Annotated in this window: 23 protein-coding genes; 7 read left to right on the top strand and 16 right to left on the bottom strand. The window is 66.5% G+C overall.

Annotated features, from left to right (window positions below):
- Positions 1-15 precede the first annotated feature (15 nt).
- The gene (locus IB273_RS20575) at positions 16-351 is read left to right on the top strand and encodes a pilin assembly protein (RefSeq protein WP_081517840.1); all 336 of its coding nucleotides are present in this window, start codon (positions 16-18) and stop codon (positions 349-351) included.
- Between the two features lie 252 nt (positions 352-603).
- Here the strand turns inward: IB273_RS20575 and cadR are convergent, their stop codons facing one another.
- On the bottom strand, positions 604-1,071 hold the full coding sequence (gene cadR / locus IB273_RS20570) for a Cd(II)/Pb(II)-responsive transcriptional regulator (RefSeq protein ID WP_192224892.1): 468 nt from the start codon (positions 1,069-1,071) through the stop codon (positions 604-606).
- Positions 1,072-1,158: 87 nt separating this feature from the next.
- Here cadR and IB273_RS20565 point away from each other — a divergent pair, with 87 nt between their 5' ends.
- The 4 genes from IB273_RS20565 (at position 1,159) to IB273_RS20550 (ending at position 5,581) form a co-directional block, all read left to right on the top strand.
- Positions 1,159-3,528 (top strand): heavy metal translocating P-type ATPase, encoded by a 2,370-nt coding sequence (locus IB273_RS20565; RefSeq protein ID WP_225610217.1) that lies wholly within the window; start codon positions 1,159-1,161, stop codon positions 3,526-3,528.
- Between the two features lie 188 nt (positions 3,529-3,716).
- The gene (locus tag IB273_RS20560; protein ID WP_081517837.1) at positions 3,717-4,136 is read left to right on the top strand and encodes a DUF4398 domain-containing protein; all 420 of its coding nucleotides are present in this window, start codon (positions 3,717-3,719) and stop codon (positions 4,134-4,136) included.
- Between the two features lie 37 nt (positions 4,137-4,173).
- Positions 4,174-4,965 (top strand): OmpA family protein, encoded by a 792-nt coding sequence (locus IB273_RS20555; RefSeq protein ID WP_081517836.1) that lies wholly within the window; start codon positions 4,174-4,176, stop codon positions 4,963-4,965.
- A 166-nt stretch (positions 4,966-5,131) separates the two neighbouring features.
- Positions 5,132-5,581, top strand: a complete 450-nt coding sequence (locus IB273_RS20550; protein WP_081517835.1) for a hypothetical protein — start codon at positions 5,132-5,134, stop codon at positions 5,579-5,581.
- A 1-nt stretch (position 5,582) separates the two neighbouring features.
- Here IB273_RS20550 and IB273_RS20545 read toward each other — a convergent pair whose 3' ends face one another.
- The 15 genes from IB273_RS20545 to IB273_RS20475 form a co-directional block, all read right to left on the bottom strand.
- Entirely contained in the window at positions 5,583-6,092 is a 510-nt protein-coding gene (locus tag IB273_RS20545) for an O-acetyl-ADP-ribose deacetylase (protein WP_081517834.1), read from the bottom strand.
- Between the two features lie 38 nt (positions 6,093-6,130).
- A complete protein-coding gene (locus IB273_RS20540) occupies positions 6,131-6,457 on the bottom strand; it encodes a hypothetical protein (protein WP_081517833.1) in 327 nt (108 codons plus the stop codon).
- The gene (locus IB273_RS20535; protein WP_151186244.1) at positions 6,454-7,392 is read right to left on the bottom strand and encodes an alpha/beta hydrolase; all 939 of its coding nucleotides are present in this window, start codon (positions 7,390-7,392) and stop codon (positions 6,454-6,456) included. The genes IB273_RS20540 and IB273_RS20535 overlap by 4 nt, the downstream gene beginning before the upstream one ends.
- A 162-nt stretch (positions 7,393-7,554) precedes the next feature.
- Positions 7,555-8,859, bottom strand: a complete 1,305-nt coding sequence (locus IB273_RS20530; RefSeq protein WP_081517831.1) for a flavohemoglobin expression-modulating QEGLA motif protein — start codon at positions 8,857-8,859, stop codon at positions 7,555-7,557.
- Positions 8,856-9,419: a hypothetical protein gene (locus IB273_RS20525; RefSeq protein WP_081517830.1), complete on the bottom strand. Its 564-nt coding sequence runs from the start codon at positions 9,417-9,419 to the stop codon at positions 8,856-8,858. The genes IB273_RS20530 and IB273_RS20525 overlap by 4 nt, the downstream gene beginning before the upstream one ends.
- Before the next feature lie 107 nt (positions 9,420-9,526).
- Positions 9,527-10,243 (bottom strand): TetR/AcrR family transcriptional regulator, encoded by a 717-nt coding sequence (locus IB273_RS20520; protein ID WP_081518178.1) that lies wholly within the window; start codon positions 10,241-10,243, stop codon positions 9,527-9,529.
- A gap of 349 nt (positions 10,244-10,592) precedes the next feature.
- The gene (lysS, locus tag IB273_RS20515; protein WP_081517829.1) at positions 10,593-12,098 is read right to left on the bottom strand and encodes a lysine--tRNA ligase; all 1,506 of its coding nucleotides are present in this window, start codon (positions 12,096-12,098) and stop codon (positions 10,593-10,595) included.
- A gap of 82 nt (positions 12,099-12,180) precedes the next feature.
- Positions 12,181-13,276, bottom strand: a protein-coding gene (gene prfB, locus IB273_RS20510; protein WP_138212621.1) for a peptide chain release factor 2 whose coding sequence is annotated in 2 segments (ribosomal slippage) — positions 12,181-13,203 and positions 13,205-13,276 — 1,095 coding nt in all. Because the reading frame shifts where the segments join, the coding sequence is not laid out codon by codon here.
- Positions 13,277-13,395: 119 nt separating this feature from the next.
- Complete coding sequence (locus IB273_RS20505; protein ID WP_139791560.1) at positions 13,396-14,406, bottom strand: response regulator; 1,011 nt, start codon at positions 14,404-14,406, stop codon at positions 13,396-13,398.
- Between the two features lie 38 nt (positions 14,407-14,444).
- Positions 14,445-15,452, bottom strand: a complete 1,008-nt coding sequence (locus IB273_RS20500; protein WP_081517827.1) for a chemotaxis response regulator protein-glutamate methylesterase — start codon at positions 15,450-15,452, stop codon at positions 14,445-14,447.
- Positions 15,449-17,728 carry a hybrid sensor histidine kinase/response regulator gene (locus tag IB273_RS20495; protein WP_081517826.1) on the bottom strand — a complete coding sequence of 760 codons (2,280 nt, stop codon included), beginning with the start codon at positions 17,726-17,728 and terminating at the stop codon, positions 15,449-15,451. Before IB273_RS20495 ends, IB273_RS20500 begins: the two co-directional genes overlap by 4 nt.
- A complete protein-coding gene (locus tag IB273_RS20490) occupies positions 17,725-18,426 on the bottom strand; it encodes a chemotaxis protein CheW (protein ID WP_192224891.1) in 702 nt (233 codons plus the stop codon). The genes IB273_RS20495 and IB273_RS20490 overlap by 4 nt, the downstream gene beginning before the upstream one ends.
- A complete protein-coding gene (locus tag IB273_RS20485) occupies positions 18,419-19,651 on the bottom strand; it encodes a CheR family methyltransferase (protein WP_192224890.1) in 1,233 nt (410 codons plus the stop codon). The genes IB273_RS20490 and IB273_RS20485 overlap by 8 nt, the downstream gene beginning before the upstream one ends.
- Positions 19,648-20,160, bottom strand: coding sequence for a chemotaxis protein CheW (locus tag IB273_RS20480; protein WP_192224889.1), 513 nt, complete (start codon positions 20,158-20,160; stop codon positions 19,648-19,650). Before IB273_RS20480 ends, IB273_RS20485 begins: the two co-directional genes overlap by 4 nt.
- Positions 20,135-21,754: a methyl-accepting chemotaxis protein gene (locus IB273_RS20475; RefSeq protein WP_192224888.1), complete on the bottom strand. Its 1,620-nt coding sequence runs from the start codon at positions 21,752-21,754 to the stop codon at positions 20,135-20,137. Before IB273_RS20475 ends, IB273_RS20480 begins: the two co-directional genes overlap by 26 nt.
- A 203-nt stretch (positions 21,755-21,957) precedes the next feature.
- On the opposite strand from IB273_RS20475, the gene IB273_RS20470 reads away from it, so the two are divergent.
- Both IB273_RS20470 and IB273_RS20465 read left to right on the top strand, forming a co-directional pair.
- Positions 21,958-22,395 carry a YqaA family protein gene (locus tag IB273_RS20470; RefSeq protein WP_192224887.1) on the top strand — a complete coding sequence of 146 codons (438 nt, stop codon included), beginning with the start codon at positions 21,958-21,960 and terminating at the stop codon, positions 22,393-22,395.
- A gap of 168 nt (positions 22,396-22,563) precedes the next feature.
- Entirely contained in the window at positions 22,564-24,174 is a 1,611-nt protein-coding gene (locus IB273_RS20465) for a methyl-accepting chemotaxis protein (RefSeq protein ID WP_225610216.1), read from the top strand.
- Positions 24,175-24,209: the final 35 nt, after the last annotated feature.

Genomic DNA, 24,209 nt, shown 5'->3' with positions numbered 1-24,209 from the left:
ACCCTAGAGGTGAACATGAAAATCCGCGAGCTGGTACGCCATTGGGAAAAGAACGCCAGGGGGCGCATGACCAACCACCAGTACAGCATTCCGCTGGACGTCGAGACGGCCGCGCGTCTGGCCGCGCTGCATGACATGTACCCCAAGCGCAGCGTCGAGGAGCTGCTGGGAGAACTGGTCAGTGCGGCGCTGGAAGAGCTGGAGGCGAGCTTCCCCTACGTGCAGGGGACCAAGGTAGTGGCCCAGGACGAACAGGGCGACCCGATCTACGAGGACATCGGCCCTACGCCGCGTTTCCTCGCGCTATCGCGCAAGTACCTGCATGAGCTGACGGAGGCCGAGCACTCCTGAATGCAAACGCCCCGGCAGATGCCAGGGCGTTTGGTTTTTCGTAGGGCGCACAACCTGGAACAGGTTATCCGCCGGCTACTCAATCGGCGGATAACGCTGGCGCGTTATCCGCCCTACGACTGGTAGTTCCGTGTTTGTGCTTTCCCCCTCACCCCAGCCCTCTCCCTCAGGGAAAGGGTTAGGGTGAGGGCCGATCCGAGCACAGATCTATCCGGTAGGAACGGGCCCATAGCGCGCTCCCACCGGATGCGATCAATGCCGGCCGTGAACGCCGGGCACATGCAAATGCCCCGCCTCCGCGCAGACCTCCGGAATCACCGACGGCTCCGCCGGCTGCTCCAGCTCGCGCAGGATGCCGCAATCCTCGCTGCTGCCCTCTCCCTGGCACTGCGCGCGCAGGTCACGCAGTTGCTGGCTGAGCGACTGCAGCTCGGCGATGCGCACCTCGACGTGGTGCAGGTGCTCGTCGATCAGCCGGTTGGCGGTGCCGCAGTCGGATTCGGGGCGGTCGCGCAGGCCGAGGAGAATGCGGATCTCCTCCTGGGTCATGTCCAGCGAACGGCAATGGCGGATGAACGACAGCCGCTCGACGTGGCTGGCGTCGTACTGCCGGTAGTTGCCTTCGCTGCGCGATGGCGCGGGCAGCAGGCCTTCGCGCTCGTAGTAGCGGATGGTCTCCACCGGGCAGCCGGTCAGTTTCGCCAGTTCACCGATCTTCATTTTCGACTCCTCGCCAAGGGACACTTGACTCTGTAGTTGCTACAGGGTGTGCAATCGGCAGCAACTCGTCAAACAGGAACGGACGACATGACTGCCAATCGCCAGGGGCCGACCATTCACGGCCCTGTACAGGACCGTGAACATGATGCCGCCGATTGCTGCGGCTGCGACAAAGGCGCGCTGCTGCGCGCCCCGGCTGCCGCGCGCAAGCATGACCACGGCCATGCTCACGATCACGATCACGATCACGATCACGATCACGATCACGATCACGATCACACCCATGATCAGGGCGAAGATCGCAGTGCGCGTGCCGAAAGTGCCGCCACGGCCGCGGCCGGCTCGGCCAGCGGCGAGCTGCGCTGGACCAGCCTGCGCATCGAGGCCATGGACTGTCCCACCGAGGAACGCCTGCTGCGCGACGCGCTGGGCCGCGTGTCCGCCGTGGAGAACCTGGACTTCAACCTGATGCAGCGCCTGCTGCGCGTACAACACCGCTTCGACAGCATCGAGCCGCTGCAGAAGCTGGTGGCCTCCCTCGGCATGCAGGCCGAACCGTTGGATGAAAACGCCCCCGCGTCCGCACCGCCTGCCAGGCCGAAACCCTGGTGGCCGCTGGCCCTGGGCGCCGTTGCCGCCGCTGCGTCGGAGTTCTTCGAGTGGTTCGCCATCGGCCCGCAATGGCTGGTGGCCGCGCTGGCCGTCGCTGCCATCCTCGGTGCAGGCCTGCCGACCTACCGCAAGGGCTGGATCGCCCTGAAGAACCGCAACCTCAACATCAACGCCCTGATGAGCATTGCCGTGACCGGCGCCATGCTGATCGGCCAGTGGCCGGAAGCGGCCATGGTGGCGGTACTGTTCGCCATCGCCGAGCTGATCGAAGCCAAGTCGCTGGAGCGCGCGCGCAACGCCATTCGCGGCCTGCTGCAGCTGGCCCCGGAACAGGCCACGGTGCAGGTGGATGGGCAGTGGCAGGAAGTCTCCGCCAAGTCCGTCGCCCTCGGCGCACGGGTGCGCGTGCGCCCCGGCGAGCGCATCGCACTGGACGGCGAAGTGCTCGACGGCCGCTCCAGCGTCAACCAGGCACCCATCACCGGCGAGAGCCTGCCGGTGGAAAAACAGGTCGGCGACACCCTGTTCGCCGGCACCATCAACGGCGAAAGCGCGCTGGAATACCGCGTCACCCGCGTGGCCGACGACAGCACCCTGGCACGCATCATCCACGCCGTGGAAGAGGCCCAGGGCTCGCGCGCGCCGACCCAGCGCTTCGTCGACCAGTTCTCGCGCATCTACACCCCGGTCGTGTTCCTCATCGCCATCGTCACCGCGCTGCTGCCGCCGCTGTTCTTCGGCGGCGCCTGGCTAGACTGGGTGTACCGCGCGCTGGTGCTGCTGGTGATCGCCTGCCCCTGCGCGCTGGTGATTTCCACGCCGGTGACCATCGTCAGCGGCCTGTCGGCGGCGGCTCGCCTGGGCATCCTGATCAAGGGCGGGGTGTTCCTGGAGATGGGCCGTTCGCTGGAGTGGATCGCCCTGGACAAGACCGGCACCCTCACCGAAGGCCGCCCGCGCCAGACCGACTTCACCGCCCTGCGGGAATCCGCTGCCGGCGACGTGCGCGCCCTGGCTGCCAGCCTTGCTGCGCGCTCGGACCACCCGGTGTCCCACGCCGTGGCCCAGGCCGCCGAGGCCGACAACGTCGCGCTGTACAGCGTCGGCGAGCTGACCGCCCTGCCCGGCCGCGGCGTGAAGGGCGAGATCGACGGCCGCACCTATCACCTGGGCAACCACCGCCTGGTGGAGGAGCTGGAGCTGTGCTCGAAGGAGCTGGAAGCCCGCCTCGACGCGCTCGAACAGCAGGGCAAGACGGTCATCGTGCTGCTCGACGCGCAAGGCCCGCTGGCGCTGTTCGCCGTGGCCGATGGCGTCAAGGAAACCAGCCGTGAAGCCGTCGCCCAATTGCACGACCTGGGCGTGAAGACACTGATGCTGACCGGCGACAACCCCCACACCGCCAACGCCATCGGCGCCCAGGTCGGTATCGACGAGGCGCTGGGCAACCTGCTGCCCGAGGACAAGCTGCGCGAAGTGAAGCAGCGCCAGGAAGGCGGCAAACGCGTCGGCATGGTCGGCGATGGCATCAACGACGCCCCGGCCCTGGCCCGCGCCGACATCGGCTTCGCCATGGGCGCGGCGGGTACCGACACGGCCATCGAAACCGCCGGCGTCGCGCTGATGGACGACGACCTGCGCAAACTGCCGTCCTTCATTCGCCTGTCGCGCCAGACCCACCGGGTGCTGATCCAGAACATCACGCTGGCGCTGGGCATCAAGGCGGTGTTCCTCGCCCTCACCCTGACCGGCGAAGGCACCCTGTGGATGGCAGTGTTCGCCGACATGGGCGCCAGCCTGCTGGTGGTCTTCAACGGCCTGCGGTTGCTGCGCTATCGCGGCTGATCGACGCCGATGACTGAAGAATGCCCGCCTGTACGGCGGGCATTTTTTTTGAACCCCCTGACAAAACACTTAGTCCCCTAAACAGATGCCCACTCTCTGCCACGCAGAACCGCGCCGGAGAGCGGCCCGCATCCGCCGGCAATCGAAACGCCGAGGGAACCCCTTACCAACGTCAGAGGATTCGCCCAATGGAACTGAAATCTCAGAGCGCTCGAACTGTCCCTGCTCTTTCCACCCGTGTCTCGCTGCGCAGCTGGCGCCTGGGGTTGCTCGCCCTCGGCAGCGCCGTGCTGCTGGCCGGCTGCGCCGGTAACCCGCCCAGCGAACAGATGGCCGTCACCGAATCCGCGGTGAATGCTGCCGTCAGCAACGGCGGCCCCGAGTTCGCCCCGGTGGAAACCAAGAACGCCCAGGACAAGCTCGCCCAGGCGCGTATCGCCCTGAACGACAAGGAATACGACCAGGCCCGCAACCTGGCCCAGCAGGCCGAGTGGGACGCCCGCGTGGCCGAGCGCAAGTCCCAGGCCGTGAAGGCCCAGAACGCGGTGAAGGACGCCCAGCAGGGCGTGATGGAGTTGCGTCAGGAAGGCCTGCAGCAGGCCCAGTGATCCCGCCCCTACGCCCGGTCATATAAGGAATTTCGACATGAACAAACTCATCGTACTGCCCGCCATCTCGACTCTCGCCCTGGCCCTGGCCGCCTGCTCCACGCCGCCCAACGCCAACCTGGAGAAAGCCCGTGGCGACTTCCAGGCCCTGCAGGCCGAGCCCCAGGCCACCCAGCAGGCCGCCTTGGAAACCAAGGACGCCGGCGACTGGCTGGCCAAGGCCGACCAGGCCTACCGCGACGGCGCCAACCAGAAGGAAGTGGACCAGCTGGCCTACCTGACTCAGCAGCGCATCGAACTGGCCAACCAGACCGTGGCCCTGCGCGACGCCGAGGATCAGCTGAAGAACACCTCCGCCCAGCGCGCCCAGGCACGTCTCGACGCCCGTACCGCACAGCTGAACAAGCTCAAGGGCGAGCTGAACGCCAAGCAGACTTCCCGCGGGACCATGGTGTCCTTCGGTGACGTGCTGTTCGATCTCGATCGCGCCGAGCTCAAGCCGGGCGCGATGAGCAACGTGCAGAACCTGGCGGGTTACCTGCAGCAGAACCCGGAGCGCAAGGTGATCGTCGAGGGCTACACGGACAGCAGCGGCTCCTCCTCCTACAACCAGGGCCTGTCGGAGCGTCGCGCCGACGCCATCCGCCTGGCGCTGCTCAGCCAGGGCGTGACGCCTGACCGCGTCGTTGCCCGTGGCTACGGCAAGGAATACCCGGTATCGAGCAACGGCACTGCCGCCGGCCGGGCCATGAACCGCCGCGTCGAGGTGACCATTTCCAACGACGCCAATCCGGTGCAGCCGCGCTCCTCGGTGAGTGGGGCCTACTGATCCGGCAGAACGCCCGCTCCTACTTTCACAGTAGGAGCGGGCCGCCTTTTAGAAGAGCGTATCGAGCGCGATCGCGCCCATGGGGCCCGTCTACGATGGGCCCCATCGCCAACCATATGCTTACCGATCTGGCAGAATCAGCGGCCCAACTGCAGTCGGAGCCCCCATGAAATACGATGACGCCTCCTGGCACTACGAAGGCGACTTCCCCGAAGACCTGCCGCCGTCCGCCGCCGCCACCCACATCGGTATGTTCCTGGCCTGGCTGATCCTCAATGAAATGGTCAGCGAGGAGTTGCTCGAGGATGCCGCCGAGGCAGTGGCGGCGCTGCAGCGCAAGGACATGACCGGGGCCCGGTTCCTGATCGAGGTGTTGGACGAGAAGCTGATCGGCGAAGACCTCGCTGCGCATGGCAACGCGTTCACCATTGCCTACTACCGGGGCCTGGATCATGACAGCCGCTATATCGATGACTACTTCGAGACGTTCGGCGTGGATGAAGAGGCTCTCTATTCGGTAACCGACAGCTGGGACAACTACGCAAAGCTGAGCCCCGCCATCGACGCGCGTTATCAGCGCTGGATTGACGACGGACGCCCGGAATACGTCGTTTGATCTAGGCCAGAAGACGCCGATACAGCTCTGCCATCTCCGCCGAGAACGGCACCAGCACCAACTCCTTCAACGAACTCCCCTGCCGCCGTGGACGACGCAGCTCGTCCACGGCGACCTGTGCTGCCGCTTCGGCGGGATAGCCGTAGATGCCGGTACTGATAGCGGGGAATGCGACGCTGGCGAGGCCCTTGTCCTCAGCCAGCTGCAGGCTGTTGCGGTAGCACTGGGCGAGCAGCTCCGGCTCGCCATGATCTCCGCCGCGCCAGACCGGCCCGACGGTGTGGATGACGAAGCGCGCCGGCAGGCGGAAGCCGGCGGTGAGCTTCGCCTGGCCGGTCTTGCAGCCACCCAGCGGGCGGCAGGCGTGGACCAGGTCCGGGCCGGCGGCCCGGTGGATGGCGCCGTCGACGCCACCGCCGCCCAGCAGCGAGCTGTTGGCGGCGTTGACGATGGCATCGACGTCGAGGCGGGTGATGTCGCCCTGCCAGACGCGGATCTCGGGATGGCTCACTGTGCTTGCTCCCTTGGCCTGCGACGGCGGGCTCGCCGTCACTTGACCTCTTGCGGGGTCTGCTCGCCCATGCAGCGCACGGCGCGCTTGCGGCCGTCGACCAGTACGCCGGTGAGGCCCTTCTGGCTCATGTCGAACATCACCAGCACGCCATCGATGCACTGCGCCTGCTGGTCGGCCGGGTCCAGGGAAAGCTTGGTGCTGTCCTGGCCGGGGATGCTTTTCAGCATGGTGAACTGGGTCAGTTCCAGCGCGTCCTCGGGCTTGGCGAAATGCAGGTAGCCGTAGTACCAGAGCGTGCCGACCGAGACGAAGATGGTGGCGATGACGGTGAGGATGTAGGAGATCGGGTTGCGCTCGTTCATGGGTTGCCTTGTTGTTTCGGGTCCGCCTGCGATTCCTGTGGCTTCGCCGGAGAGGGATAGTTCGGGACTTCAGCCAGGCGCCGCAAACCGGTGAAGTGCTGCGGGTCGTCGAGGAAGCGCAGCATCACTTCGCGCCACACGGGTTCGCCGAAGGTTTCCACATGGTTGCCGCGCGTCAGCTGGAAGACCTTCGGCGGCTGCTTGGCCTTGTAGAGGCTCAGGCCGTTGTCCAGGGGCACAATGGTATCGTCGATGCTGTGGAAGAGCAGCACGGGTGCGCCAGAAAGTCGCGGCATGGAGCGGATCGCGCTATCGCCGTCGGGCACCAGCCAGGACAACGGAACCTGCAACGGCCAGGTCAGCCAGCTGGTGGACAGGGTGTACTGCGCCACATCGCGGTAGCTGGCGGGTACGCCGTCGAGCACCACCGCGTGCAGCTGCTTCTGCCGCTCCGGGTGCAGGCCCAGGTAGTGCACGGCCATGGCGCCACCCAGGCTCTGGCCGAGCAGGATCACCGGCTTGCCCTGCACTTCCGGCGCCTTGTCCAGCCAGGCGAAGGCGGCGTCGATGTCCTGGTAGATCGCCGGCAGGCTCGGTTCGCCCTCGGAATGCCCGTAGCCGCGGTAGTCCACCATCAGCACCTGGTAGCCCTGCTCCGGCAGCCAGTAGGCTCCGCCCAGGTGCCAGGCCATGTTGCCGCCGTTGCCGTGCAGGTGCAGCACGGTGCCCTTCACCGGCACGCCCGCCTTCGCCGGCAACCACCAGCCGGCGAGCTTCACGCCGTCGGCGGTGGTCAGGCTGACGTCACGGTAGTCGAGCTTGGCGCGGGCGGGGGTGATGGCGACATCGTCGCTGGGGTAGAACAGCAGCGAGCTGCAGCCGCCGAGTGCGAGGAGCAGCGAGACGGCAACAGCGCGGAAACAGCGGTTCAGCATGAGTTCATCCATGGAATACGTCGCACCCTGATTGCAAGGAAGCACCTTACGTAGGATGGGTGGCGCTTGCGATACCCATCACCCGGCAGCGCCGAAATATCGATGGGTATCGCTTCGCTCCACGCCATCCTACGACCGAGGCCCGTTTTGAACGCATGGCGGTCAAAGGATATTGGCGTAATCCGCCTCGATGCGGTCGAGGCTGAGGTGGTTGAGGAAGTTGGAGAAGCACATCCACGCCGACAGTGCGTTGAGGTCGCGGAACTGCGGCGGCAGGTACTTGGGCGGCACCACCAGGCCTTCGTCCACCAGCTGGCGCAGGGTGCGCATGTCTTCCAGGGTGGCCTTGCCGCAGAACAGCAGCGGGATCTGCTCCAGCTTGCCCTTGCGCACGGCGAGCTGGATGTAGTTGTAGATCAGGATGAAGCCCTTGAGGTACGACAGGTCCTTGGTAAACGGCAGGCCGACCGGGGTCGAGCCACGGAACACGCGGCTGGCGTTCTGGTAGCTGCTCTCCACGCTGTAGTTCTGCTCGCGGTAGAAGTGGAACACCTCGAGGAAATCCGCCCCCTCCTCGGCCATGTGGATGGCGCGGGTGCGGTTGGTGAGCTTGCGCAGGCGCGTCGGGTAGGAGGCGAAGGCGATCACTTCCATCAGGATCGCCAGGCCTTCCTGGGTCACCGTGGAGGACGGCGGCCCCTTGGCGAGGAAGGTGCAGATCGGCTGGTTGAGGCCGTTGAGCGTGGTGCCGACATGCACCAGGCCTTCATGGACTTCCAGCGCGCGCACGTCGCGCTCGTTGAACATGGCGTCGGCACGCACCTTGATGTAGTCGGCGCCGGCCGCGGCGTCGGCGACGATGCCGTCGGACTCGAAGACGCGGATGGTGTCTTCCTTGCCGTCGAACACCTTGTTCAGGCGTTCCTGCAGCATCTTCACCGCGTCGCTGGCGGTAAGGGTCTTGGGTTCGTCCTTGAGGTCGCCACGGTCGGCGATGTTGTTCAGGTAGTCCGAGAGCATCAGGCCGAGGTCGGCCAGGGTCGGGTCGCCGGCATGGAAGGCGTCGGAGGCCGAGCCATAGAGCTCCTGGGAAATCAGGCCGAAATCCTGGGTGCCGCGCGCTTCGAGCATGCGGATGACCATGCGGTATTCCTTGCACATGCGCCGCATGATCTGCCCGACCGGGTTGAACTGTCCCAGGTGGCGGGTGATGTCGCGCTCGATGTTCTGGAATTCCTGCTTTTTCGCGCTGCTGTCGAAGGACAGCGGGCGGCTGTCGTAGTAGGCGCGGTCGACCTTGGGCGCGTGCTTGCCCCGGCCCTTGAGGAAGTCGTCGCGGATGCCGTCGTCCCACTTGATGGCGTCGAGCACGCGGATCGGCGTCTGCGCCTCGACGATGCGGTCGGACAGGCCGCGGATGATCTGCTGGTACTCGTTGGGCGTGGACTTCTTGCGCCGTGGGGTCATTGCTTTTCTCCCGGGGTCACGCGCGAAAAGCGCAGCGCTTCGACGAACACGTCGGAGTTGGCCGGATCGTTGAGGTAGGCGATGACCTGGGGCAACTGGCTGGTCACCAGCGCTCCTGCACCCTGTTCGGTGTCGACCTTCTCGCCCTTGAGCGCGCCTTCCTTCATGTCCTGCAGGATGTGCTCGACATCCAGGTTATAGATCACCAGTTCGTCCTTGTCGGTGATCTCGAAGCCGGCCAGGGCGAAGTTGCCGCCCATGCTCTTCGGCAAGCCGGCAGACAGGTACCAGCGCTTGCCGTGGTGGGCGACGGTAAAGCCGAAGTCCTCGACGCTGTCGGTGTTGTCCTTGCTGTCGACGTAGCTCAGAGCGCGGTAGAGGTTGGAGCCGGAGCGGGTGACTTCGAGGAACTGCTCCTCGCCGTACTCGTCCACACGCGACCACTGGCCCAGCAAGTGAGCCGGCGCGGGCTCGTTGGCCGGAATCGGGTCCTTGAACGTCACCAGACAGCCACTGAGCAGGCCGATGCTCAACAGCAGCAGTGCACGCCAGACTTTCATCACGCCCTCCTTAAATCCGTATGCCTTCCCATGCGACAGGCGCGGGCATCCGGAATTCCGACACGAAAACCCCGCCGGATGGCGGGGTTGGAATGCAGCAGTCGGGGCTACAGGCCCATCACCAGATCGAGATAGCGGCTAAGGATGGCACGCATTTCCTCGATCTGCAGGTGGTCGGCCCCGTCCAGCAGGCCCTGATACTCCATCTGCAGGATGATGGCCGTCAACACCCGGGCATCCTGTTCGGGCTGTCTGGAACCGAGCACTTCGAAGAAATGCACCACGCCCAGGGAAAGAATCCGCCGGTGACGCTGTGCCAGATCGCTGAGGCTGGGGTTGAGCAGCGCTTCCTGGCGGAAGGCCTGTTCGGCCAGCAGGTGCTCGCGGCGCTCGTTGAGCTGGACCATGACGTACTGGATCGCCAGCTCGACGATATTGGCCGTCAGCTCGCGGCGAGCCAGCGGGTCGTCCTGGCCGAGGCCGGCGGCCATGGCCTGGAGATCGCCCTCGACGCTGCTCCAGAAGGTCGACAGGGCTTCGGCGCTGCGTTCGACGAAGAGCGCGAAGGTGTCGGTGATGAGGTCCTGGATGTCCTTGAAGTAGTAGGTGGTCGCCGATAGCGGCACACCGGCCTCGGCGGCCACGGCACGGTGGCGCACGGCGCGGACGCCATCACGCACGATGATCCGCAGGGCGGCGTCGAGGATCGCCTGGCGGCGCTGCTCGCTGCCCTGGCGGCTGGCCTTGCGGCCCTGGTATTTGACACTTTCTGCGATGGCGCTGGCGACTTGCGCTGCGCTGTCTCGCGGGGACACTTGGGTCACTGGCATTACCTCCGGCGGCGCGGCCTGATGGCTCATTGTTCGAGCTTTTCTGTGGGAAAACAATTGCCGCTTTGCAGCTGCGACACCGGCGCACGGAACGGGCCGCGAGGCAGAGCAGGCGGCTGGGAATCAGGCCTGGGAGTGAGACGTGCCACAGCGTGGCCGAGCCACGGCGGCAGGCATGCATTTCGTCGGATGGTATACCGCAAGTTTCCCACCCGTTTGTAGGAGCGAGCCATGTCCGCGAACGCACGCATGGCGCGCTCCTACAGGTTGACTCCGGCGCCGCCAGACAGCGCGGAAACGAAAAAGGCCGCCCGAGGGCGGCCTTTCTCTCCTGTTCCTGCGCTTACGCCTGCGGGCGCATGTGCGGGAAGAGGATGACGTCGCGGATCGACGGCGAGTTGGTCAGCAGCATCACCAGGCGGTCGATGCCGATGCCTTCACCGGCGGTGGGCGGCATGCCGTATTCGAGCGCGTTGACGAAGTCGGCGTCGTAGTGCATCGCCTCGTCGTCACCGGCGTCCTTCTCCTTGACCTGCAGCATGAAGCGCTCGGCCTGGTCTTCGGCGTCGTTGAGCTCGGAGTAGGCGTTGGCGATCTCGCGGCCACCGATGAACAGCTCGAAGCGGTCGGTGACGCTCGGGTCGTTGTCGTTGCGGCGGGCCAGCGGGGACACTTCGAACGGGTACTGGGTGATGAAGTGCGGCTGCTCCAGCTTGTGCTCGACCAGTTCTTCGAAAATCATCACCTGCAGCTTGCCCAGGCCTTCGTGGCCGAGGACCTTGGCGCCGGCCTTCTTGGCGATGGCGCGGGCCTTCTCCAGGTCGGTCAGGTCAGCCGCGGTGAGCTCCGGGTTGTACTTGAGGATGGCGTCGAACACGGACAGGCGGGCGAACGGCTCGCCGAAGTGGAAGACCTTGTCGCCATACGGCACGTCGGTGCTGCCGAGCACGGCCTGGGCCAGCTCGCGGAACAGCTCTTCGGTCAGGTCCATGTTGTCTTCGTAGTCGGCGTAGGCCTGGTAGAACTCGAGCATGGTGAACTCGGGGTTGTGCCGGGTCGAAACGCCTTCATTACGGAAGTTGCGGTTGATCTCGAAGACCTTCTCGAAGCCACCGACCACCAGGCGCTTGAGGTACAGCTCCGGGGCGATACGCAGGAACATGGCCATGTCCAGCGCGTTGTGGTGGGTTTCGAACGGTTTGGCCGCAGCGCCGCCGGGGATGGTCTGCAGCATCGGGGTTTCCACTTCGAGGAAGCCGCGATCGGACAGGAAGCGACGGATGTGGGCGATGACCTGGGAACGCACGCGGAAGGTGTGGCGGGTTTCCTCGTTGACGATCAGGTCGACGTAGCGCTGGCGGTAGCGCTGCTCGGTGTCGGTCAGGCCGTGGTGCTTGTCCGGCAGCGGGCGCAGGGACTTGGTCAGCAGGCGCACGTTGGTCATCTCGACGTACAGGTCGCCCTTGCCGGAACGGGCCAGGGTGCCTTCGGCGCCGATGATGTCGCCCAGGTCCCAGGTCTTGATCTCGGCCAGGGTCTCTTCGGGCAGGGTCTTGCGGTTCACGTAGACCTGCAGACGGCCGCTGCTGTCCTGCAGGACGATGAAGGAGCCGCGGTTGAGCATGATGCGACCGGCAACCTTGACCGGGATGGCAGCTGCTTCCAGCTCTTCCTTGGTCGCGGTTTCGTACTGTTTCTGCAGGTCCGCGAAGTAGTTCTCGCGGCGGAAGTCGTTGGGGAAGGCGATGGCCTTGGCTTCACGCACGGCGGCAAGCTTTTCCTTGCGCTGGGCGATCAGCTTGTTTTCTTCCTGTTGCAGTTCGGTAGCGTCGAGTTGTTGGTCGCTCATGGTCGTCTATCTGCCTGGCGTCTTGATCAATAGGGGTTACTGGCGGGGCCGGGCCGCGCGGCCCGCCCCGCAGGGGGTGCTGTTACAGGCCTTGTTTCAGGCTGGCTTCCAGATACTCGTTCAGGTCGCCGTCGAGCACCTTGTCGCAATCGCTGCGCTCCACGCCGGTACGCAGGTCCTTGATGCGCGACTGGTCGAGCACGTAGGAACGGATCTGGTGACCCCAGCCGATATCGGACTTGGTGTCTTCCAGCGCCTGCGAGGCGGCGGTGCGCTTCTGCATCTCCTGCTCGTACAACCGGGCCCGCAGCATCTTCATGGCGGTGTCCTTGTTGGCGTGCTGGGAGCGTTCGTTCTGGCACGCCACCACGGTGTTGGTCGGCACGTGGGTGATACGCACCGCGGAGTCGGTGGTGTTCACGTGCTGACCGCCCGCGCCGGAGGAGCGGTAGGTGTCGATGCGCAGGTCGGCCGGGTTGATCTCGATCTCGATGTTGTCGTCGATTTCCGGCGACACGAATACCGCGGTGAACGAGGTGTGGCGACGGTTGCCGGAGTCGAACGGGCTCTTGCGCACCAGGCGGTGCACGCCGATCTCGGTGCGCAGCCAGCCGAAGGCGTACTCGCCCTTGATGTGCACGGTGGCGCCCTTGATGCCGGCGACTTCGCCCTCGGACAGCTCGACGATCTCGGCGCTGAAACCGTTCTTGTCCGCCCAGCGCAGGTACATGCGCAGCAGCATGTTGGCCCAGTCCTGGGCTTCGGTGCCGCCGGAGCCGGCCTGGATGTCCAGGTAGGCGTTGTTGGGGTCCATCTCGCCGCTGAACATGCGGCGGAACTCGAGCTTCTCGAGAATCTCGCGCAGGCGCTGGACTTCGGCCTCGACGTCGCCGACGGCGCCCTCGTCATTCTCCTCGACCGCCATGTCGAGCAGGTCACGGGAGTCGGCCAGACCGCCGGTGAGCTCGTCGAGGGTCTCGACGATCTGCGCCAGCATAGCGCGCTCGCGGCCCAGGTTCTGGGCGTATTCGGGCTTGTTCCAGACCGCCGGGTCTTCCAGTTCGCGGTTTACTTCGATCAGACGATCATGTTTCAGATCGTAGTCAAAGATACCCCCGAATCGAATGGGTACGGTCGGAGAGGTCCTTGATGCTGTTGAGGATCGGTTGGATTTCCATGGCGGGCATCTCTCACGGGTAAAGGGCGTAGAAAAGCCGGCAAGTATACGTGATTTTTCGGCGCCCTTTCAGGCTTTACGACAAAGCACGCTCACCGTTTCCGCGCCCTCCCCACCCGTTCAGCCGGCGATGGCCACCTGGTTGCGCCCGCCGTGCTTGGCGTTATAGAGCGCCTGGTCGGCCAGTTCGATGAGCTGGCGGCAGGCCTGCCCGGCCTGGGGGATCAGGGTCGCCACGCCGATACTGATGGTCAGCGACGAACCCGGTGTCGGCAGCTCGTGGCGGATGTTCAGGTCCTGCACCAGGCGCCGCAGCTTCTCCGCCAACAGGCGTGCACCGCCGGGCGAAGTGTTGGGCAGGACCATGACGAACTCCTCACCGCCGTAGCGCGCCGGCAGGTCAGAGGGGCGGCTGGCGCTGGCGCGGATGGCCCCGGCCACCTGGCGCAACGCCTCGTCGCCCTGCACATGGCCGAAGGTATCGTTGTAGGCCTTGAAGTGGTCCACGTCGATCAACAGGATCGACAGCTGGGTCTGCTCGCGCAGGGCGCGGCGCCACTCCATTTCCAGGTACTCATCGAAGTGCCGGCGGTTGGACAGCCCGGTGAGGCCGTCGGAGTTCATCAGGCGCTGCAGCACCAGGTTGGTTTCCAGCAGCTGCTGCTGGCTCTCGCGCAGGGCGCGGTAGGCCTCGTCGCGCTGCTGCAGGGCGAGGTAGGAGCGCGAGTGGTAGCGCACCCGCGCGATCAGTTCGATGGCGTCGGGCAGCTTGACCAGGTAATCGTTGGCGCCGGCACTGAACGCCGCGCTCTTCACGGCCGGGTCTTCCTTGGTCGACAGGACGATGATCGGCAGGTCGCGGGTCGCCGGATTGGCGCGGTACTCACGCACCAGCGAAAGACCGTCGGCGCCGGGCATCACCAGGTCCTGGAGGATCACCGTGGGCTTGATCTGGATCGCCAGGGCGATGGCCTGGTGCGGATCGGAGCAGAAGTGGAAGTCGATGCTGGGGTCGTCCGCCAGCGCGCGGCGCACGGCTTCGCCGATCATTGGCTGGTCGTCCACCAGCAGCACCATGACTGCGGTATCGCCTGGGGTCGTCACGGGGTAGTCACTCTGGCTTGAGTTCATGGATAGGGGGTTCATGCAATCAGCTCCGTAGCCCGCGCTCAGGCGCAGACCTCAGCGAGTCGTCGGGCGATGTCGCCCAGCGCGCGAATCTCCACTGCGGCGCCGATCGCCGCCGCAGCCTTGGGCATACCGTACACGGCACTGCTTTCCTGATCCTGGGCCAGGGTCAGGTAACCTCGTTCGCGCATGTGTTTCAGGCCCTCGGCGCCATCGCGCCCCATGCCGGTGAGCAGCACGCCAACGGCGTCGCCGACCCAGTACTCGACCACGCTGTCGAAGAACACGTCGATCGAGGGCCGGTAGATGTGGCTGCTGGGTTCGGCGGTATAGGCCAGCTCGCCGCCCTTGAGCAGGCGGATATGGTGGTTGGTGCCGGCCAGCAGCACGCAGCCCGGCTGCGGCGGCTCGCCGTTGCGCGCCAGGCGCACGGGAATCTTCGACTGGGTCGAGAGCCATTCGGCCATGCCGGCGGCGAAGACTTCGTCGACGTGCTGGACGACCACGATGGCGGCGGGGAAATCTTCCGGCAGGCGGGCGAACAGGTCAGCCAGCGCCGCCGGGCCGCCGGCCGAAGAGCCGATGGCGATCAGCTTGCGCGCGCCGCTGCCCTTGCGCGCCGGCACTGCATTGATGGCCGGCCGGCTGTCACGCGGGGCGTTGAGCCAGGCCAGGTTCTGCAGCTTGCGCAGCAGTGGACGTGCCGCTTCAGCGGGGTCGCCGGTGCCCATGACCGGCGTGTTCACCGCGTCCACCGCGCCATTGCCCATGGCGTCGAACACGCGGCTCATGTTGCGCTCCAGGTCCACCGTCACGACGATGATCGCGCAGGGGCTCTGGGCCATGATCCGGCGGGTCGCCTCGACGCCATCCATCACCGGCATCAGCAGGTCCATGAGGATCACGTCGGGCTTGTGCGCGGCGCACATCTCCAGTGCCTCCGCGCCGTTGGCGGCGACCCAGACGATGCGGTGCGCCGGCTCGAAAGCCAGCGCGCGGCGCATCGCCTCGACCGCCAGGGGCATGTCGTTGACTATCCCTATCTTCACCCGTGGGCTCCTCCGATCAGATCGACCACCGCATCCAGCAGGGCCTCGTCGTGGAAGCTGGCCTTGGCCAGATAATAGTCGGCGCCGGCATCGAGCCCGCGCCGCCGGTCTTCTTCGCGGTCCTTGTAGGACACCACCATCACCGGCAGCGACTGCAGGCGGGTGTCGCGGCGGATCAGGGTCACCAGCTCGATACCGTCCATGCGCGGCATGTCGATGTCGGTGATGACCAGGTCGAAATGCTCCGAGCGCAGCGCGTTCCAGCCGTCCATGCCATCGACCGCCACGGCGACATCATAGCCGCGCCCCAGCAGCAGCTTGCGCTCCAGCTCGCGCACGGTGAGCGAGTCGTCCACCACCAGCACGCGCTTGCGCGCCGGGCCGGTAAGGCGACCGGTGGGATCGATGCGTTCCAGGCGACCGGTGGCCAGGAGTTTTTCCACCGAGCGCAGCATGTCCTCGACGTCGAGGATCAGCACCGGCGTGCCGTCGTCCAGCAGCGCACCGGCGGAGACGTCCTGCACCTTGCCCAGCCGGGCATCCAGCGGCACCACCACCAGGGTGCGCTCGCCGATGAATTTCTCCACCGCCACGCCGTAGGCGCTTTCCCGTTCGCGGATGACCACTACCGGAATCTCGTCGGGCGTGGCTTCGCCGTCGGGGCGCTGCAACAGCTGGCTGGCGGACACCAGGCCGACATGCCGGCCCTCGTGCCAGAACTGCTGGCGGCCTTCGAGCTGGACGATCTCGTCCGGCGCCAGACGGCGCATGCGCTCGATGTGCGCCAGTGGGAAGGCATAGGCTTCACCGCCAATGCTGACGACCAGGCTGCGCACCACGGACAGCGTCAGCGGCACTTCCAGGTGGAAACGCGCGCCCTGCCCGCGCACCTGTTCCATGCGGATGCCGCCGCGCAGCTGGCGCACCATGTGCTGCACGGCGTCCAGGCCGACGCCACGGCCGGACACTTCGGTGACCTGCTCGCGCATGCTGAAGCCGGGCAGGAACAGGAAGCTCAGCAGCTCTTCCTCGGTGAGGCGCGCCACGGTTTCCTCGGTGGACAGCTGGCGGCGCACGATGGCCGAGCGCAGGCGGTCGAGATCGACACCGCCGCCGTCATCCTGCAGTTCCAGCACCAGCATGCCGGCGTGATGGCGGGCCAGCAGCTGGATCGTACCCTCCTCTGGCTTGCCGTTGCGGGCACGCACTTCGGCAGACTCGATACCGTGGTCGACGGCATTGCGCAGCAGGTGGGTGAGCGGCGCTTCGAGCTTCTCCAGCACGTCGCGGTCCACCTGGGTGGTGGCGCCCTGGATGTCCAGGCTCACGGTCTTGCCCAGCGAGCGACCGAGGTCGCGGACCATCCGCGCCTGCCCGGAGAGCACGTCGGAGAACGGCCGCATGCGGCAGGACAGCGCGGTGTCGTAAAGCGACTGGGCGCGCTGGCCGGCCTTGAAACTGAATTCGTCGAGCTCGGCGATCTGCTCGCTGAGCAGTTGCTGGCACTCACCGACCAGACGGCGAGCGTCGGCCAGATAGGCCTGCGCCTCGGCGTCGAGATTCGCCGTGCTGGCGGCATCGCGAGCGCCGTCGAGCACACGACTGGCGCTGGCCTGGATGCGCTTGAGGCGCTGCAGCGAATCGAGCAGCGGCTTCAGGCGCTGGGATTCCACCAGCGACTTGCTGGAGTAATCGAGCAACTGGTTAAGGCGCTCGGCGGTCACCCGCAGCACGCGCTCGCCGGCTTCATCGCTATCGCTGGAGCGGCGGCGCTGGGGACGTTCGGCGGGAGCCGCGGGAGCCGGCGCGGGTGGTTCGACAGCTACCGGTGCGGGCTCGGCGGGCACCGGAACAGACGGTGCCGGCTGCGCCGGGGCCTTTCCGGAAACCAGCGCCTGCAGGCGTTCGACCATGGCCGGCACGCCTTGCTGAGCCTGTTCGGCGCGCTCGGGCTGGGCGTCGGCGATATGCAGGAGGATATCGGTGCCGGCCAGCAGCGCGTCGATATGCCCGGAGGTCAGCAGCAGCCGGCCTTCCTGGGCGCCAACCAGGCAATCCTCCATGACGTGGGCGACCTGCACGCCGGCATCGAGGCCGACGATCCGCGCGGCGCCCTTGAGCGAGTGCGCGGCGCGCATGCAGGCTTCGAGCTGGTCGGCCTGGGTCGGGTTGCGCTCCAGCGCCATCAGGCCGTGAACCAGCACCTGCGTCTGGGCCTCCGCCTCCAGGCGGAACAGCTCCAGCATCGACGCGTCCTTCATCTGGTCCGGGGTCATGCGAGGCTCCGGGTGGCGGCGTCGAGCAGGGCTTCCTGGTCGAGCAGGCGGATGCTGCGGTTGCGCCACTGCATCACCCCACGGGTGAAGCGGTCGTTGGCGGCGTGGCTCTGGGACGAGGCTTCGACGATGGCCTTCTCGTCCAGCTCATGGATGCCGTCCACTTCGTCCACCGGCGAGATGATCGGCCCGCCGACCGCCGCCAGGATCAGCATGCGCGGCACGATGCGGGCGTCGTCGCGGGCGGCCACGCGGCTGTCGAGGCCGAGCAGTTCACCCAGGGAAATGCACGCCACCAGCGTGCCGCGCACGTTGGCCACGCCCAGCAGCGCGGGCGAGCGCTGGTGCGGCAATGAATGCACCCCGCAGGCCGGAGCGACCTCGGCCAGTGCGCGGGTGGGCAAGCCCAGCCATTCCTCGCCAAGGCGGAAGATCAGGTGCGGACGGCCTTCCTCGACCGCCGCTTCGGCGACCTCGACGGGCGCCAGGTGCGCGCCTTCGCTGCCCAGCGCGTAGCGATCCAGCAGGCTGATGGCCGCGGCGGCATGCACCGGACAGTTACGGCAATGGATGTACTCGGCCAGCTTCGGGCAGCTGCGGTCGCCGCGCACGCCGATGCGGTTCCAGCAGTCATCCACCGTCGGCAGGTCATCGTCGATGGATGAGCCATCAATGAATGGCGGGGCGCGTTCAACCATTGCGCTTCACTCCTCGCGCGGCGCGCTCCTGCAGACGGCGGGCGCCGGCTGCATCGCCCTGGGCCGCGAGCAGCGCGGCCAGGTGTTGCAGGCTTTCCTGGTGATCGGGTTGCAGGTACAGGGCCTTGCGGTAGTACGCCTGGGCCTCGCTGCCCAGGCCCTGGGCGTCGGCCAGCAGGCCGAGCCAGTAGAAGGCTTCGGCGTTCGGGCCCTTCTCGGCCAGCAGCGCCTCGCAGCATTGGCGCGCTTCGGCGGCCTGCCCGGAATTGGCCAGCCGGGCGATCTCCGCCAGCGCGTTGCCGGCGGCAGCAGCGGGCGGCTGTACGAGCTGACTCGCCGGGCGCGGGCGCACCGGTGCGGGCTTGGGCGGAGCCGGGCGGGGAATCGGCGGGGGTGCCGTCCAGTTCAGCGGCGCCGCACGCGGCGCCGGCTCGGCATGCAATGGGAAGGCGAAGGACTGCGGCACACCCAGCGGACGCAGGCCGATACGCGACATCAGGCTGGCCTCGGCCGGGCCGATGAACAGCACGCCGTCGGGCCGCGCGAGCCGGCGCAGCACGTCCACCACCTGCTCCTGGGTCGGGCGGTCGAAATAGATCAGCAGGTTGCGGCAGAACACGTAGTCATAGGGTGCTTCGCCAGCCAGCAGGCCCGGCGCGAGCAGGTTGCCGACGCGGAAGCGGACCTTGCGGCGCACCGTTTCGGCCAGTTGGTAATCGTTGCCGTCGGCGCTGAAATAACGGTCACGGAATGCCAGGTTGGAGCCACGGAACGAATTGCGCCCGTAGCGCCCCTCCTCCGCCCGCTCCAGTACCGCGCGGCTGACGTCCAGCGCGTCGACCTGGAAGGCGGCCGGCGCAAGCCCCGCATCCAGCAATGCCATGATGATGGAGTACGGTTCCTCGCCGGTGGAGCACGGCAGGCTGAGGATGCGCAGCGGCCGGGTACCGGCCAGCTCCAGCACTCGCCGGGACGCGAGGTCCGCCAGCGCGCCGAAGGATTCGGGGTAACGGAAGAACCAGGTTTCCGGGACTATCACCGCCTCGATCAGCGCCTGCACTTCCTCGGCGGAGCCTTGCAGCTGCATCCAGTAATGCTCGGCGTTGCCGCCGCTGACCTTGTTGCAGCGCTGGCGCACGGCGCGCTCGATCACGGCGTCGCCGACCGACTCGGCATCCAGGCCGATGCGTTCCTTGAGCAACTGGGCGAAGCGCGGATCGGTCATGCCGACGCTCCTCCCGCATCCCGCAGCAGACGCGCGCGGGCTTCGTCGCTGAGCAGCTGATCGACGCCTACCCGCTGCAGCAGGCCCTGCTCGTCCTCCAGCACGGGGCCGAGGTAGCGGGCGCTGCCGTTGTCCAGTTCGTAGTCGCGGAAGGCCGCCGGATCACGGCGCAGGGTGTGAGTCGCCTGTTCGAGGATCAGCCCGAGGCGCTGCTCCGGGCCCTCGCCTGCGGCGCGGTAATGCACCAGCACCAGGCGCGTGCTGGTGCGGCGTGGCGCGCTGTGCCCGAAGGCCAGTTGGCTCATGTCCAGCACCGGCAGCAGTTCGCCGCGGTGCGGAAACAGCCCGGCCACCCAGGCCGGCGCTTCCGGCACGCGCTTGAGCGCAGGCACCGGCAGCACCTCGATGACGTCATGGACGTCCAGCGCATAGCGGTCCGCGCCCAGGCGGAACTGCAGGTACAGCCTGCCCGCCGCGGCGGCGTCAGACCTTGAAGCGGGAGACGCCATTGCGCAGTCCGTTGGCCACGAGGTTCAGCTCGTCGATGGCGAAGCTGGCCTGGCGCAGGGATTCCACCGTCTGCCCGGTGGCCTCGCCGAGCTGCACCAGCGCCTGGTTGATCTGCTCGGCGCCGGTGGCCTGGGCCTGCATACCTTCGTTGACCATCTGCACGCGCGGCGCGAGTGCCTGCACCTGCTGGATGATCTGCGAGAGCTGCTCGCCGACCTGGCCGACTTCCGAGATGCCGCGACGCACCTCCTCGGAGAACTTGTCCATGCCCATCACACCGGCAGACACGGCGGACTGGATCTCGCGGACCATCTGCTCGATGTCGTAGGTGGCCACGGCAGTCTGGTCGGCCAGGCGGCGCACTTCGGTGGCGACCACGGCGAAGCCACGGCCGTACTCGCCGGCCTTCTCCGCCTCGATGGCGGCGTTGAGCGAGAGCAGGTTGGTCTGGTCGGCCACCTTGACGATGGTGGTGACCACCTGGTTGATGTTGCCGGCGCGCTCGTTGAGGATCGCCAGCTTCGCGTTGACCAGCTCGGCGGCGCCCATCACGTGGTGCATGGTCTCTTCCATGCGCGCCAGGCCCAACTGGCCGGAGCCGGCCAGGGTGGAAGTCTGCTCGGCGGCCGAGGACACTTCGGTCATGGTGCGCACCAGGTCGCGCGAGGTGGCGGCGATTTCCCGCGAGGTGGCGCCGATCTCGGTGGTGGTGGCGGCGGTTTCGGTGGCAGTGGCCTGTTGCTGCTTGGAAGTGGCGGCAATCTCGGTCACCGAGGTGGTCACCTGGATGGCCGAGCGCTGCGCCTGCGACACCAGGCCCTTGAGTTCTTCGGCCATGCCGTTGAAGCCGGTCTCGATCACCGCGAATTCGTCGTTGCGCTCCATTGCCAGGCGCGTGGTGAAATCACCGCTGCCCATGACCTGCAGGCCCTTCACGACCTGACGCACCGGCTCGGTGATGGCGCGCATCAGCAGCAGCCCGCAGACCGCCGCGGCGACGATGGCCAGCAACAGCGAGATGAGCATGATCGCCTTGGCGGTGGCGACCTCGCTGACGATGTCGGCGGCGGCCGCGTCAGCGATTTCCTTGTTCAGAGAAATCAGCTGGTTGAGCGTCTTGCGACCGTCTTCCCACAGGGGTTCGAGACGTTCCAGCAGCAGGCGCCGGGCGCCGTCACGGTCGGTGGTGTAAAGCTGCAGGACCTGCCCCAGCAGGGCATCGTATTCGGTCGCCTGCCGCTTGAAGCGGCCGAGAATTTCCTTGTCGCGGGAATCGTTGACGGTCCGCTCGTAGAGCGCGATGCGTTCGATCAGCGCATCGTGGATAACGCGGAACTCCTGCCGGCGTGCTTCATCGTAGGGCTTGCCGTCGCTCAGGCCGACCAGCACCTGGGTCAGCAGGATGCTGTCGGTCCAGGCCGAACGCACGGTGGTCAGTGCGTAAGTGCCGGGCATGGCATCTTCGCTGACCCGCTGCGTGCTGTGCTCCACCCGCAGAAGACGGGTGTAGGAAATCACCACCATCAGCAGCATGATCGCGACGACGACGGCAAAGCTGGCCAGGATGCGTTGGCGTAGAGTCCAGTTCTTCACAGCGTTCCCCAGAAGAGTTGTGGCGTGCCGACGGACTTTTCACTCGGGCGCGTAGTCGCCGCGAATGTAAATTCCTACCAAGTCCTCAGCAAGATAGGACATATAGTATCTGGACATACCGGAACCTCATCTCTTTATTCCGAATTTTTAGTACGCCGGTCCTCCTCATTCTCTCAGTCCATTAACCACCCTCGATCGACCCGATGCTCAGCCTCGCTCTGGCCGCCCACGCCGGCCTCTTCCTCTCCGCCTTCGTCGCCGCCACCCTGCTGCCGCTTCAGTCGGAAGCCGTGCTGGTCGGCCTGCTGCTGGGCGACCAGTACCCGCTGTGGTCACTGCTGCTGGCGGCGAGCCTGGGCAACGTGCTCGGCTCCCTGGTGAACTGGCTGCTGGGGCGCGGAATAGAGCGCTGGCACGGCAGCCGCTGGTTCCCGGTGAGCGATGCGGCGCTGGAGAAAGCTCAGCGCCACTACCGGCGCTTCGGCTGCTGGTCGTTGCTGCTGAGCTGGGCGCCGGTGATCGGCGACCCGCTGACGCTGATCGCCGGCGTCATGCGCGAGCCACTGTGGCGCTTCCTGCTGCTGGTCACCGTCGCCAAGGTCGGGCGCTACGCGGTGCTGGCCTGGCTGACGCTCGTCTGAATGATCCCCTCATCAAAAGCGGACAGGTTTTTCGTCTGCTAGTCCTGTTTTGCCACTGCCGCGAAAAAATGGCGCCCAGTAATATCACGAAGCCATCACTGCGCATGGCGGAGCCCAAGAGCTCCACACACTGGATGAAGAAAAGGGAATTTCACGATGTTCAGAAGCATGAGTATTGGCCGCCGCGCGTCCCTGGGTTTCGCAGTCATGGGCCTGCTGCTGGTGTTTCTCGGGTTGTTCTCCCTGTACAAACTCTCGACCCTGCGCGCCGCATCCGAAGAGATCGACAGCAACTGGCTGCTGAGCATCAACCACATGAACCAGCTGTCGGGCGACATCGCCCGCATCCGCCTGGAATCCATGCGCCTGCTGGTCAACCATGACAGCGCCGCCCGCGAACGCAGCCTGGGGCTGATCGCCGAGGCACGGCAGGACAAGGACAAGGTGCTCGCCGACTACCACCGACTGATCCTCAGCGCCGAGGAGCAGCAACACACCGACGAGCTGCGCCAGGCGCTGGACGGCTACCTGGGCTACGTCGACCAACTGGTGGAGAAGGTCCGCCAGAACGACGACGAAGGCGCGCTGCACATCCTCAATGGCAGCATCGCCCAACAGGGTGCCGAACTGAACAAGCGCCTCACCGCGCTGATCGATCTCAACCGCAATGGTGCAGCGGCCGCCGCCCAGCGCGCCGTGGAGCAATACCAGGGCGGCCGGCTGGTGGTCAGCGCTGTCCTGCTGCTGAGCGTCGGCCTGACCCTGCTGCTGGCCTGGCAGCTCACCCGCAGCATCGTCGTACCGCTCAACCAGGCGGTGCGCGTAGCGCAGACCATCGCCAGTGGCGACCTCAGCCAGCGTTTCACGGTCGAGGGCCGCGACGAGCCTGCGCAACTGCTCAATGCCCTGGCAGACATGCAGCACAGCCTGCGCGAGACCATCCGCGGCATCGGCAACTCGGCCAGTCAGCTGGCCTCCGCCGCCGAGGAAATGCACAGCGTGATGGAAGAAAGCAGCCGCGCACTGCAGCAGCAGAGCGACCAGATCGAGATGGCCGCCACTGCCGTCAACCAGATGACCAGCGCGGTGGAGGAAGTGGCCAGCAACGCCGCCTCCACCTCCGCCGCCTCCCGCGAGGCCATCGACGCCGCACGCAGCGGCAGCGAGCGGGTCGATGAGACTTCCAACGCCATCGGTACCCTGGCCGGTGAAGTGGGCCAGGCCTCGCAGCAGGCGGAAGTGCTGGCGAACCAGGCGCAGGACATCGGCAAGGTGCTGGAAGTGATCCGCAGCGTCGCCGAGCAGACCAACCTGCTGGCGCTCAACGCTGCCATCGAAGCTGCCCGCGCCGGCGAGGCCGGGCGCGGCTTCGCGGTGGTCGCCGATGAGGTTCGCTCGCTGGCCCAGCGCACCCAGAGCTCGACCCGCGAGATCGAGGAACTGGTCTCGGCCATCCAGAACGGCAGCGACCGCACCGTCGCCGCCCTGCTCAGCAGCACCGCCCACGCCGAGCGCACCGTCAGCCGCACGGGCGAGGCCGGCGCGTCGCTGCAGGTGATCCTCGAGCGCATGTCGCTGATCAACGAGCGCAACCTGGTGATCGCCAGCGCTACCGAGGAACAGGCCCAGGTCGCCCGCGAGGTGGACCGCAACCTGCTGAACATCCGCGACCTGGCAACCCAGACCTCGGCCGGCGCTACCCAGACCAGCGCGGCGAGCCAGGAACTGTCACGCCTGGCCGTGGACCTGAACGGAATGGTGGCGCGCTTCGTGGTCTGACGACGTCCTGCCCTACTCCCGTTTCGCCAACTTGA

Source organism: Pseudomonas sp. PDM19, assembly GCF_014852215.1.
In the GTDB taxonomy this organism is placed as follows: Bacteria; Pseudomonadota; Gammaproteobacteria; order Pseudomonadales; family Pseudomonadaceae; genus Pseudomonas.
The sequence above is the reverse complement of the archived record's forward strand: the minus strand, read 5'-3'. Positions and strand labels throughout refer to the sequence as shown.